This window comes from Mesorhizobium sp. Ca11 (assembly GCF_020165275.1).
Classification (GTDB): Bacteria; Pseudomonadota; Alphaproteobacteria; order Rhizobiales; family Rhizobiaceae; genus Mesorhizobium.
This window is the reverse complement of sequence record NZ_JAIUHU010000016.1, coordinates 75,097-87,586: the sequence shown is the minus strand read 5'-3', so window position 1 is coordinate 87,586 and position 12,490 is coordinate 75,097. Positions and strand designations below refer to the sequence as shown.

The following is a 12,490-nucleotide window of genomic DNA, read 5'->3' as shown; positions in this document are numbered from 1 at the left end:
AATGGTGACAGTCGCCCGACCGAGAGAGCTTCGCCGTGAACGCCACTGCTGGAAATCTTGAAGCCCTGGAAGGCTCGTTGCTCGCCGAAATCGCGGCGGCGGCGGACGAGGCCGCGATCGAGGCGGTGCGCGTCTCGGCGCTGGGCAAGAAGGGTTCCGTCTCCGAAATGCTGAAGACGCTGGGCGCAATGAGCGCCGAGGAACGCCAGGTGAAGGGGCCGGCGATCAACGGCCTGAAGAACCGCGTCACCGAAGCGCTCACCCAGCGCAAGGCGGAACTGAAGGATGTGGCGATCGCGGCCCGGCTCGCGGCTGAGAAGGTCGACGTCACGCTCCCCGTTCGCCAATCGCCGGCCGAGCGCGGCCGCATTCATCCGATCAGCCAGGTGATCGACGAGATCGCGGCGATCTTCGGCGATCTCGGCTTCGCCATCGCCGAAGGCCCCGATATCGAGACCGACTATTACAATTTCACCGCGCTGAATTTTCCCGAGGGACATCCGGCGCGCGAGATGCACGACACCTTCTTCTTCCAGCCGGACGAGAAGGGTGAGCGCAAGCTGTTGCGCACCCACACCTCGCCCGTGCAGATCCGCACCATGGAGAAGCAGAAGCCGCCGATCCGCATCGTCATCCCCGGCAAGACCTACCGGCAGGATTCCGACGCCACGCACTCGCCGATGTTCCATCAGGTCGAGGGGTTGGTGGTCGACAAATCAGCCAACGTCGCCAACATGAAGTGGGTGCTGGAGGAGTTCTGCAAGGCCTTCTTCGAGGTGCCGTCGGTCAAGATGCGCTTCCGTCCGTCCTTCTTCCCGTTCACCGAGCCCAGTCTCGAGGTCGACATCCAGTGCGATCGCTCGCGTCCGGGTGAAGTGCGCTTCGGCGAAGGCTCCGACTGGATGGAGATACTGGGCTGCGGCATGGTGCATCCCAACGTGCTGCGCGCCGGCGGGCTCGATCCTGACGAATATCAGGGCTTTGCCTGGGGCATGGGCATCGACCGCATCGCCATGCTGAAATACGGCATGCCGGACCTGCGCGCCTTCTTCGACGCCGACGTGCGCTGGCTGTCGCATTACGGCTTCCGGCCGCTCGACCTGCCGACGCTGTTCGGGGGGCTGTCGACATGACGGCACCTCATACCGGGGGCTGTCGCTGCGGCGCGGTGCGGTTCGAGGCCTCGGCCGAGCCGCACCACATCAGCTATTGCCATTGCGGCGATTGCCGGCGCGCCAGCGGCGCGCCGGTGTCGGCCTTTGTCGGCTTCATGGCCGATCAGGTCGCGCTCAACGGCAAATCGCTGAAAAGCTATCGCAACGGCCCGGTGGAGCGCACGTTCTGCGGCATCTGCGGCTCGCCGATCGCCTATCTCGATCAGCGGCTCGACAACCAGATCTATTTCATGCTCGGCGCCATGGACATGCCGGCCTATTTCAGGCCGACCGTGCATGCGCATGTGCGCGAGCAACTGCCCTTCCTGCACATGCCCGACGCGCTGCCGCGCGAGCTGAAGACCAGCGTGCCCCGGCCCGAAGAACAAAGACCCTCGGAAACACAGTCATGAAATTCACCCTCTCCTGGCTCAAGGACCATCTCGAGACCGACGCCTCGCTTGCCGAGATCGTCGAGCGGCTGACCGCGATCGGTCTCGAGGTCGAGCATGTCGATGACAAGGCCGGCCTGAAACCCTTCGTCATCGCCAAAGTGTTGACGGCAGTGCAGCATCCGGACGCCGACCGGCTGCGCGTGCTGACCGTCGACACCGGCGACGGCAAGCCACCGGTGCAGGTGGTATGCGGGGCGCCCAATGCCCGCGCCGGCATGATCGGCGCCTTCGCGGCGCCCGGCACCTATGTTCCCGGCATCGACGTGACGCTCTCGGTCGGCAAGATCCGCGGCGTCGAGAGCCACGGCATGATGTGCTCGGAGCGTGAGCTGGAAATCTCAGACGAGCATAACGGCATCATCGATTTGCCTGAGGATGCGCCGGTCGGCACCAGCTTCGCCGCTTACGCGCATCTCGACGATCCGGTCATCGAGATCAACCTGACGCCGAACCGTCCGGACGCGACCAGCGTCTACGGCATCGCGCGCGACCTCGCGGCGAGCGGACTTGGCCGGCTCACCGGCGGCGGGATCATGCCGCATGCCGGCGAAGGCCTGTGCCCGGTCAAGGTGAAGATCGAGGCGCCCGAGCTCTGCCCCGGCTTCGCGCTGGCACTGGTGAAGGGCGTCAAGAACGGCCCGTCGCCGAAATGGCTGCAGCAGCGGCTGATCGCCATCGGGCTCAGGCCGATCAGCGCGCTGGTCGACATCACCAACTATGTCACCTTCGACCGCGGGCGGCCTCTGCATGTCTTCGATGCCACCAAGGTCGCCGGCAACCTCGTGGTGCGGCGCGCCAAGGACGGCGAGAAGGTGCTGGCTCTGGACGGGCGCGAATACACGCTGACGCCGGAAATGTGCGTGATCGCCGACGACAATGGCGTGGAATCGATCGCCGGGATCATGGGCGGCGAGCATTCGGGCTGCGACGAGAACACCACCGACGTGCTGATCGAATCGGCGCTCTGGGATCCGATCGCCACGGCCCGCACCGGCCGCGCCCTCGGCATCATCACCGACGCGCGCTACCGCTTCGAGCGCGGCGTCGATCCCGAATTCATGGTGCCGGGCGTCGAGCTGGCGATCAAGCTGGTGCTCGATTTCTGCGGCGGCACGCCTTCTGAAATCGAGGTTGCCGGCTATGCCGGCCACAAGCCGAAGATCGTCTCCTTCCCGCTGTCGGAAGTGAAACGGCTGACCGGCATCGAGGTGCCGAGAGAGGAAGCCCTTGGCATCCTGACCCGGCTCGGCTTCGAGCCGAAAGGACTGAGCGACGTCGTCAAGGTGGAGGTGCCGTCCTGGCGGCCGGATGTCGACGGCAAGGCCGACCTGGTCGAGGAGGTGATGCGCATCCATGGCGTCGACAACATCTTGGCCCAGCCGCTTACCTCGCATGACGCGGTCAACGGCAAGATCCTGACCACGCTGCAGGTGCGCACCCGCGCCGCCAAGCGCGCGCTCGCCGTGCGCGGCATGATGGAGGCCGTCACATGGTCGTTCATTCCCGCCAGGCATGCAGAGCTGTTCGGCGGCGGCCAGACGGCGCTCAAGCTCGCCAACCCGATCGCCGCAGATATGTCCGACATGCGGCCGTCGCTGCTGCCGGGGCTGATCGCGGCCGCGCAGCGCAATGCCGATAAGGGCATTGGCGATGTGGCGCTGTTCGAGGTTTCGGGCACCTATGAAGGCGATGGCGCCGACCAGCAGCGGCGCGTCGCCGCCGGCGTGCGGCGCGGCACCGCCAAGCTCGACGGCGCGGGCCGCAGCTGGTCCGGCAATGCCGGGCCGGTCGGCGTGTTCGATGCCAAGGCGGACGCGATCGCGGCGCTCGAGGCCTGCGGCGCGCCGGTCGACCGGCTGCAGATCGAGCCCGGCGGCCCGGCCTGGTATCATCCGGGACGCTCCGGCACGATCAAGCTCGGGCCGAAGACGGTGCTCGGCACGTTCGGCGAGTTCCATCCGAAGACGCTGGACGGCCTGGACGCGTCAGGTCCGATCTGCGGCTTCGAGGTTTTCGTCGATGCCGTGCCGGAGCCGAAGGCCAAGCCGACGCGCACCAAGCCGAAGCTGGAGCTCTCGCCGTTCCAGGCGGTGAAGCGCGACTTCGCCTTCGTCGTCGACAAGACGGTCGAGGCCGGCACGCTGGTGCGGGCAGCTTTGGCGGCCGACAAGAAGCTGGTCACCGGCGTTTCGGTGTTCGACGTCTTCGAAGGCGCCTCGCTGGGGGCGGCCAAGAAGTCGATCGCCATCGAGGTGTCGATCCAGCCTGTTGAAAAGACGTTGACCGACGAGGATTTCGAGGCGCTCGCAAGACGCATCGTCGAGAACGTCAACAAGCAGACGGGCGGCGTGCTGAGGGCGTAAGGCATTGCGCAGAGATGGCGAATCGCTCTCCAAAGGGCGATGCACCATCTCCGCTATTCCGGCCTCCCCTTCGAGGAACAGCGCGCTGCCTTCCTGGCCATCATCGCGGCCGATCCGCTGCTGGATGAAACGCTGGCGCGTGTGCGCCAACTCGCGCTGCCAGATTGGCTGGTGGTCTCCGGCGCGCTCTACAACAGCGTCTGGAACCATCTGACCGGCAAGCCGCCGGGCTACGGCATCAAGGATGTTGATCTCTTCTATTTCGACGACGCCGACTTGTCCTACGAGGCCGAGGATGCGGTGATCCGCCGGGCGGCAGAGCATTTCGCGGGGATGGCGCCGCCGGTCGAGGTGCGCAACCAGGCGCGGGTGCATCTATGGTATCCGGTGAAGTTCGGACAGGAGTGCCCGCGTTATGCGAGCGCGAGCGAGTCGGTGAGCTATTTCGCCTCGAAGACGCATGCGGTCGGGGTGCGGTACGGCGCCGACGGAGCTTTGGAATTGGTGGCACCGTTCGGCCTCGACGATCTTTTTTCGTTTCGCATCACGCCGAACCGGGTGCTGGACAATCAGCGGACGCACGAGGCGAAGGGGAGAAGGGCGCAGGAGTATTGGCCGGAGATTAGTGTGGTGCCGTGGTAGGGGTGCAGGGATAAGATACGGCGGCGCGAGGCCCCCCTCTCTGGCCTGCCGGCCATCTCCCCCTCAAGGGGGGAGATCGATGTCGCGTCCGCTTTCGCTAATAATCGAGGCAGGAAGGCGCCGGCGCCCAAGCTGCCAATCTCCCCCCTTGAGGGGGAGATGGCCGGCAGGCCAGAGAGGGGGGCCGCGCGCCGACCCTTCAAGGGGGCGCCGAAGCGCCCCTTTTCAACTATCACCCGTTCACCAGCGCCAGCAATTCCTCGGTATAGCGCTTGCCGACCACCTTGTCGGGCGACAGCGCGTCACCGATCGCCGCGACCTCGGCCGCGCTCAGCCCGATATTCGCCGCCGCCGTGTTCTGCTCAAGGTGGCGTATCTTCCTTGCGCCGGGGATCGGGACGATGAAATCACCCTGGTGCAGCACCCAGGCGAGCGCCAGCTGCGCCGCTGTCACGCCCTTCTGCGCCGCCATCTTCTTCAGCACTGCGATGACGGCGTTGTTGGCTTCCATCGCCTCGGCCTGGAAGCGCGGCAAGGTGAGGCGCCAGTCGCCGGCGCCGAGCGCGTCCGGCTTGGCGATCGCGCCGGTGAGCAGGCCGCGGCCGAGCGGGCTGTAGGGGACGAAGCCGATGCCGAGCTCGCGGCAGACGTCGAACACCTCATCCTCGGGATCGCGGCTCCACAGCGAATATTCGCTCTGCACCGCGGCGATCGGGTGCACGGCATGCGCCCGGCGCAGCGTCGCGCCGCTCACCTCCGACAGGCCGAGCGCCCGCACCTTGCCTTCGCGCACCAATTCCGCCATGGCGCCGACCGTGTCCTCGATCGGCACGTTCGGATCGACGCGGTGCTGGTAATAGAGGTCGATCACGTCGGTGTTCAGCCGCTTCAACGAAGCCTCGGCCACTGCCTTGACGTGCTCGGGGCGGCTGTCGACGCCGACCATGCGGTCGGTGCCCTCGCCGTGTTCGGAAATCTTGAAGCCGAATTTGGTGGCGATCGTCACCTTGTCGCGCACCGGCTTCAGCGCCTTGCCGAGCAGGATCTCGTTCTCGTATGGACCATAGACTTCGGCCGTATCGAAGAAGGTCACGCCGATCTCGACGGCGCGGCGCAGCGTGGCGATCGCTTCCGCCTCCGGCTGGCCGCCATAGCCGAAGCTCATGCCCATGCAGCCGAGGCCGACGGGGAAGACTTCGAGTTCAGTTCCAAGTTTGCGGGTTTTCATGGCGCATCTCCTTATTGCGATGGGAGAGAGATAGCGCCTCGCACTGCGTTCGATAATTCTTTCTCTTTTGTACGGGTTGCTCTATAAAATAGAACGATGAATCGGACGAACCTCTCACAACTCGCCGTGCTGGCCGCGGTCGCCCAATGCGCCAGCTTCCGCGGCGCCGCCCGCGAGCTCGGCATCGCGCCGTCGGCGGTGAGCCATGCGGTGTCGAGCCTGGAAGCACGGCTCGGCGTGCGGCTGCTGGCGCGCAGCACGCGCAGCGTCGCGCCGACCGAGGAAGGCGCGCAGCTTCTGGAACGGCTGCGGCCGGCCCTGTCCGAGATCGATCTCGCGCTGGAAACGGCGGTCGAGGCGCGCGACCGGCCGGCCGGGAATCTACGGCTCAGCGTGCCGCGCACCGCCGCGCATCTGGTACTGACGCCGCGGCTCGGCGCCTTTGCCACCGCCTATCCCGACATCGTGCTGGAGATCGTCATCGAGGATCGCTTCACCGATGTCGTCGAGGGCGGCTTCGACGCCGGCGTCAGGCTCGGCGAAAGCCTGCAGCGTGACATGATCGCGGTGCGGATCGGGCCCGACATCCGCGGCGCGGTGGTCGCAGCGCCGTCCTATTTCGCTTCCATGCCCAAGCCCGACCATCCGCGCGATCTCGCAGGCCATCGCTGCATCCGCTTCCGTTTTTCCAGCGGCATTCTCTATCGCTGGGAGTTCGAGAAGGACGGCGAGGAAATCGAGATCGCGGTGGAAGGACCGCTGATCCTCGACGAGGACCATCTTATCGCCCAGGCGGCAGTCGACGGCGCCGGGCTTGCCTTCGTCTTCGAGGATTATGTCAAGGCGCCGCTCGCCGATGGCAGGCTGATCCGCGTGCTGGCGGACTGGTGCCCGTCCTTCGACGGCTTCTTCGTCTATTATCCGAGCCGCCGGCAAATGCGGCCGGCGCTCAGGGCGTTCGTGGATTTCTTCAAGGTGAGCGGGTAACTAGTGGGCAGGGTAAATCGCATATCAAACAGCCGGTAGCGCAAACAACCGGCCGCCGGCGGGCACGACGTCGTCTATGCCGGCAAGCCGCAGGCAGTGCCAGGCCATGGCGTGGTTGGAGGAGGTGACGGGAATGCCGATGCGCCGCTCCAGCTCGGCGACCGCTTCCGCCACGCGCAGGCTGGTGCAGGAGATGAAGATCGCTTCCACCCCCGGCACGGCGGCCATCGTCTCGGCCGCCGCCTCGATCGAGGCAAGCGAGATGCGAGCCGCCTCGCGGTCGTCGCGCCGGTCGAAAGTGGCGACGGCTGATATGTCGAGGCCGCGGCCGGTGAAATAGCGGACCAGGCCCTGGTTGATCTCGGGTGCATAAGGGGTCAGCAGGCCGATGCCCCTGGCGCCGAGCGCCTTGAACGCGGCCAAAGCGCCGGTGACCGGGGTGGTGCAGGCGACGCCCGGCCGCGCCTTGCGGATCTCGGCGAAGACGGCTTCCTCGCCGAGCGTCATGGTGGCCGAGGTGCAGCCGAAGCCGACGACGTCGAGCGGGATGCTGGGCAGGATCAGATCGACGGTCGGCGCGATGCGCGGGCCGATGGCGCGCAGGGTGTCGGGCGTGATGTCGTTGTCGTTGAACAGGCGCGCCTCGTAGAAGGCGACGCCCGGAATGCGGATCAGCGCGCGGAACTCGTGCTCCAGCGTCTGGTCGGTGGCAAGGATCGCCAAGCCGATCGCCGCGCGCGAGGCGAGGCCGCCGTCGATCTCCGACGGAAGGACGCCCAAATCGATCGGCCCTGGCGATTGCGGGCGGGTAGCGGCCGCGCTGACAGACATGGCATTCCCTTTCCTGCTCGATCCCCTCCGGGATCATGCTCTCAGTTCAAAATTCCGTCCATCGAGATCGCCGGTTTGCGGCCGGCGATCAGGTCGGCAGTGATGCGGGCCGAGCCATGCGACATGGTCCAGCCGATATGGCCGTGCCCGGTGTTGAGATAGAGATTGCTGAGACGGCGCCGGCCGAATTCGGGCAGATTGTTGGGCGTCATCGGCCTGAGGCCCGCCCACATCTCGGCGCGGTCGTAGTCGGCACCTTCGGGATAGAGCTCCTCGGTCACCCCTTTCATGAAGGCGAAATCGGCCGGTTTGTGGCTGGTGTCGTAGCCGGCGAACTCGGCCGTAGCGGTGACGCGCAGCCGGTCGCCGAAGCGCGATACGGCGACCAGGTTGTGCTCGTCGATGGCGGCGATGGTGGGCGGCGCCGGACGGTTGCCGATCGGAATCGTCAGCGAATAGCCCTTGATCGGATAGATCGGCAGGCTGATGCCGACGGTGCTCGCGACCAGCGGGCTGTAGGAGCCGAGCGCCAGCACATAGGCATCGCCCTTGACGCTTCCCTTGTCGGTCAGCACCTGAGCGACATCGTCGCCGGACGTCTCGATGCCGGTGATGGTCGTGCCGGTGCGGATCTCGCCGCCGCGCGCGACCACTTTCGCCGCCAGCGCGCGGGTGAATTTCGCCGGATCGCCGGTCTCGTCGGTCGGGCAATGGATGCCGCCGGCGATTTTTTCCTTGGCGGAAGCCAGCGCCGGATCGAGGGCGACGATGGCGTCGCGGTCGAGCACCTTGATCAGCTGGCCGTCGGATTCCAGCAGCTTCATATGCTCGACGCCTTTGTCGAGCGCCTGCTGGCTGCGATACAAATAGAGGATGCCGCGATCGTTGCGGTCATAGTCTATCGCCTCGTCGGCGACGACCTCGTGCAGCACTGATTGCGAATAGACCGCCAGCCGATGCTTGAGCAGCGTGTTGCGCCTGGCCTTCCCGGTCGTGCATTCCATCAGGAACAGCCATGACCAGCTGTAGAGCCGCGGATCGGCCGACAGCTTGAAGCGCAGCGCCTGGTCTTTCAGCACCAGCGATTTCAACAGGATCATCGGCGCCTTGGGCGACGACCAGACGAAGGAATGCCCCGGCGCGATCATGCCGGCATTGCCCCAGCTGGTCTCGGCGGCGACCTGAGGCTGGCGCTCGAGGATGACGACCTCGTGCCCGTCCTTCTGCAGCTGATAGGCCGTGGTGACGCCGACCACGCCGCCACCCAACACGATCACGCGCATGGCGCCTCCGGAGATCGCAAGTTGGCTCACTGTAAGGTGTAAGCTGCAGTCTGCAATGGCACACATACGGAGATGTCGGCGGGACAGCGCCCCTCGCAGTCAGGGCGATGCAAATGGCGCTTCGTCATTCTAGGGCGGAGCAAGGCGCGAAGCGACGCGCGCAGACCCTAGAATCCATGCCGTGACATTGGCCATAGAATGCAATGGTCCAGAATAGCGGGTGGTAATGGCGTCAGCTAAGATCGCACATGACAGGCTACGTCTACATGACCGCAAGCCAGAAAGGCGGCACGATCTATATCGGCGTCACCAATGATTTTGCTCGTCGAATGCCCGAGCACAAGACCGGCCAAGGCTCCAGTTTCACCAGCCGCTACGGCGTGCAGCGTCTCGTCTGGTACGAGGAATATTTCGACATCGCCGATGCCATCCAGCGTGAGACGTCATTGAAACGTTGGCCACGCCGATGGAAGATCGAGCTGATCGAGAAGACCAATCCGGAATGGTTCGAGCTCTTCCGCGGGATTGGCTGGTGAACCGTTCTGCACCGTGGCGGCGCTCAGGCGTCACGGCATGGATTCTAGGGTCTTCGCGCGTTCGCTTCGCTCCTTGCTCCGCCCTAGAATGACGAAGGACAGGTTGGCGGGACAACACCCCCTCTGCCCTGCCGGGCATCTCCCCCGCAAGGGGGGAGATTAGCAGCTCCGCCGGCGGCGCCTTTCCTGCAACGTCGATGATTCGCGAAAGCGGTCGCGACATCCAATCTCCCCCCTTGCGGGGGAGATGGCCGGCAGGCCAGAGGGGGTGTGACGGAACTCGACGACTGCCCCCAAGACCCTCACCTACCCCAGTGCCTGCTCCAGATCCGCGACCAAATCATCCCCATCCTCGATCCCACACGACAGCCGCACCAGGGAATCCGATATCCCGATCGCTCCGCGCTTTTCCGCCGGGATCGATCCGTGCGTCATCAGCGCCGGGTGCTCGATCAGGCTTTCGACGCCGCCCAGGCTTTCGGCCAGCGTGAAGAGCTGGGTGCGTTCGAGGAAGCGTTTCGTTCCCGCCAGGTCGCGGTCGAGGTCGACCGAGATCATGCCGCCGAAGGCGTGCATTTGCTGGACGGCGATGGAATGCTGCGGGTGGCTGGCGAGGCCGGGATAGATGACCCGGCGGACGTCTTTTCGCGTTTCCAGCCATTGCGCTATTTTCAGGCCGTTGGCCGAATGACGCTCCATCCTGAGCGCCAGGGTTTTTATACCGCGCAGCGCCAGAAAACTGTCGAACGGGCCGGAAATGGCGCCGATGGCGTTCTGCAGAAATTTCAGCTGGGCGGCGAGGTCCTTGTTGTCGCCGACGACCGCCACGCCGCCGACCATGTCGGAATGGCCGTTGAGATATTTCGTCGTCGAATGGACGGCGATGTCGATGCCGAGCTCCAGCGGGCGCTGGATATAGGGGCTGCAGAAGGTGTTGTCGGCGACGGTGAGCAGCCCCTTGCGTTTGGCCAGGGCGGCGACCGCTTCCAGATCGACGATGCGCAGCAGCGGGTTGGTCGGCGTCTCGACCCAGAGCAGTTTAGTCTCCGGCCGGATCGCGGCCTCGACCGCGGCGAGGTCGGTGAAGTCGGCGAAGCTCACCTGCAGCCCGGCGGAGCGCTTGCGCACCCGCTCCATCAAGCGGAACGAGCCGCCATAGATGTCGTCGGTGGCGACGATATGGGCGCTGGAATCGAGCAGCTCGAGCACCGTGCCGATCGCCGCCAGGCCGGAAGCGAAGGCGAAAGCCGCCGAGCCGCTTTCGAGGTCGGCCACGGCGCGCTCGAAGGCAAAGCGCGTCGGGTTCTGGCTGCGGGCATATTCAAAGCCCTTGTGCACACCGGGCGACTGCTGGCCATAGGTGGAAGTGGCATAGATCGGCACCATCACGGCGCCGGTCAGCGGATCGTGGCTCTGGCCGCCATGGATGGTGCGGGTGGAAAAGGCCAGGCGGTTCTTGCTGTTCGAAGTCATTTGGCGCGGCGCCTCAGATGGTTGATCAGGTCGATACGAGTTATCAGGCCGATGAACTCTTCGCCATCGAAGACGATGGCGACCTCGTTGCGGTCGAAGACAGGCAGCAGCGCGTCGAGCGTCTGATTGGCCTGCAACGTGTGCAGGTTCGACGTCATGGCCGTGCGCACCGGCGCGTTGAAACGGTCCCAGCGGCCGTCATAGGGTCCATCGACCTTGGCTAAAATATCGCTCTCGTCGACGATGCCGACCAGCCTGCCTTCGTCCAGCACCGGCAGCTGCGAAACGTCGGAGCGGCGCATGCGGCCATAGGCGTTGAGCAGGCTTTCGTCCGGGCCAACGGTCACAATGTCGCCGGTGCGCGGCGAGCGCATGACCAGGTCGCGCAAATCGCCATGCTGTTCCTGGTCGGCAAGGCCCTGCTCGGCCAGCCAGATGTCATCGAAGACTTTCGACAGATACTTGTTGCCGCTGTCGCAGACCAAGCTGACGACGCGTTTGGACGTCGTCTGCTCGCGACAGTAGCGAAGCGCTGCCGACAGCAGCGTGCCGGAGGATGAGCCGGCCAGGATGCCTTCCCTGGACAACAGATCGCGCACCGCCAGCATGCTCTGCTTGTCGGGAATGGAATAGGCCTTTTTCACCAGCGACAGATCGGCATTGGGCGGCACGAAATCCTCGCCGATGCCTTCGACCGTCCAGCTGCCGGCCTCCTCCATCTTGCCGGTCTTGATCAGCGGCGCCAGCACCGATCCGACCGGGTCGGCGAGCACCATCTCGGTCTTGGGCGAGTGTTTCGCAAAAAAGCGGCCGAGGCCGGTGAGCGTGCCACCGGAGCCGACGCCGACCACTACCGCGTCGACATCGCCTTCGAGCTGCGAAAAGATCTCCGGCCCGGTCGTCGTCTCATGCGCGAGTGGGTTCGCCGGGTTGGCAAACTGGTTGGCATAGAAAGCGCCGGGCAGCTCGGCGGCGATCTTCTCGGCCATGTCCTGGTAATATTCGGAATGGCCCTTGCCGACATCGGATCGCGTCATGCGCACCTCGGCGCCCAAAGCGCGCAGATGCTGGATCTTTTCGCGCGACATCTTGTCGGGCACGACCAGGATGATGCGATAGCCCTTCGGGATGCCGACCTGGGCGAGGCCGAGGCCGGTGTTGCCGGCGGTGGCCTCGACGATGGTGCCGCCGCGCTTCAGCCGCCCCTCCTTCTCCGCCGCCGCGATCATCGAGAGCGCGATGCGGTCCTTGATCGAGCCGCCGGGATTCTGGCTTTCAAGCTTGATGAACAGGCGGCACTTGCCGGTGTCGAATTTGGTCAGCTCGACGACCGGCGTCTGGCCGATCAGGTCGAGCACCGAAGCGTAAGGCGGACGAAGTCTCGACAGGCTGATGTGCGCGCCCTTCGGCGCCGCTTTTGTCTGCTCGCTCATCTTGAGTGCTCCATCGAAGCAGTTCGAGGCGGATGTCGGCAATCTCGCGCGGGAGGCCGCGGGAATCCATTCCGGTTTCGCGGATCGCGCGCCCTGTCTTTTCCG

The 12,490-nt window shown here is 65.3% G+C and carries 11 protein-coding genes; 6 read left to right on the top strand and 5 right to left on the bottom strand.

Going from position 1 to position 12,490, the window contains the following annotated elements; genetic code table 11:
* Positions 1-35 precede the first annotated feature (35 nt).
* From pheS to LB538_RS24115, 4 genes are read left to right on the top strand one after another with little or no spacing between them, the layout of a single operon-like run.
* Positions 36-1,133: a phenylalanine--tRNA ligase subunit alpha gene (gene pheS / locus LB538_RS24130; RefSeq protein WP_224526026.1), complete on the top strand. Its 1,098-nt coding sequence runs from the start codon at positions 36-38 to the stop codon at positions 1,131-1,133.
* Positions 1,130-1,567, top strand: a complete 438-nt coding sequence (locus LB538_RS24125) for a GFA family protein (protein ID WP_224526030.1) — start codon at positions 1,130-1,132, stop codon at positions 1,565-1,567. Before pheS ends, LB538_RS24125 begins: the two co-directional genes overlap by 4 nt.
* A complete protein-coding gene (gene pheT, locus LB538_RS24120) occupies positions 1,564-3,972 on the top strand; it encodes a phenylalanine--tRNA ligase subunit beta (RefSeq protein WP_224526033.1) in 2,409 nt (802 codons plus the stop codon). Before LB538_RS24125 ends, pheT begins: the two co-directional genes overlap by 4 nt.
* Positions 3,973-4,011: 39 nt before the next feature.
* On the top strand, positions 4,012-4,614 hold the full coding sequence (locus LB538_RS24115; protein WP_224526036.1) for a nucleotidyltransferase family protein: 603 nt from the start codon (positions 4,012-4,014) through the stop codon (positions 4,612-4,614).
* Positions 4,615-4,846: 232 nt separating this feature from the next.
* On the opposite strand, the gene LB538_RS24110 is transcribed toward LB538_RS24115, so the two are convergent.
* Entirely contained in the window at positions 4,847-5,842 is a 996-nt protein-coding gene (locus tag LB538_RS24110) for an aldo/keto reductase (protein WP_224526038.1), read from the bottom strand.
* A gap of 96 nt (positions 5,843-5,938) precedes the next feature.
* Here LB538_RS24110 and LB538_RS24105 point away from each other — a divergent pair, with 96 nt between their 5' ends.
* The gene (locus LB538_RS24105) at positions 5,939-6,829 is read left to right on the top strand and encodes a LysR family transcriptional regulator (RefSeq protein WP_224526041.1); all 891 of its coding nucleotides are present in this window, start codon (positions 5,939-5,941) and stop codon (positions 6,827-6,829) included.
* A 24-nt stretch (positions 6,830-6,853) separates the two neighbouring features.
* On the opposite strand, the gene LB538_RS24100 is transcribed toward LB538_RS24105, so the two are convergent.
* On the bottom strand, positions 6,854-7,660 hold the full coding sequence (locus LB538_RS24100) for an aspartate/glutamate racemase family protein (RefSeq protein WP_095767973.1): 807 nt from the start codon (positions 7,658-7,660) through the stop codon (positions 6,854-6,856).
* Positions 7,661-7,701: 41 nt separating this feature from the next.
* Complete coding sequence (locus LB538_RS24095) at positions 7,702-8,943, bottom strand: D-amino acid dehydrogenase (RefSeq protein ID WP_224526044.1); 1,242 nt, start codon at positions 8,941-8,943, stop codon at positions 7,702-7,704.
* 248 nt (positions 8,944-9,191) lie between these two features.
* On the opposite strand from LB538_RS24095, the gene LB538_RS24090 reads away from it, so the two are divergent.
* Positions 9,192-9,479, top strand: a complete 288-nt coding sequence (locus tag LB538_RS24090) for a GIY-YIG nuclease family protein (protein ID WP_224526046.1) — start codon at positions 9,192-9,194, stop codon at positions 9,477-9,479.
* A 306-nt stretch (positions 9,480-9,785) separates the two neighbouring features.
* Here the strand turns inward: LB538_RS24090 and LB538_RS24085 are convergent, their stop codons facing one another.
* Positions 9,786-10,952 carry a trans-sulfuration enzyme family protein gene (locus LB538_RS24085; protein WP_224526048.1) on the bottom strand — a complete coding sequence of 389 codons (1,167 nt, stop codon included), beginning with the start codon at positions 10,950-10,952 and terminating at the stop codon, positions 9,786-9,788.
* Positions 10,949-12,385 (bottom strand): pyridoxal-phosphate dependent enzyme, encoded by a 1,437-nt coding sequence (locus LB538_RS24080; RefSeq protein WP_224526052.1) that lies wholly within the window; start codon positions 12,383-12,385, stop codon positions 10,949-10,951. Before LB538_RS24080 ends, LB538_RS24085 begins: the two co-directional genes overlap by 4 nt.
* Positions 12,386-12,490 lie beyond the last annotated feature (105 nt).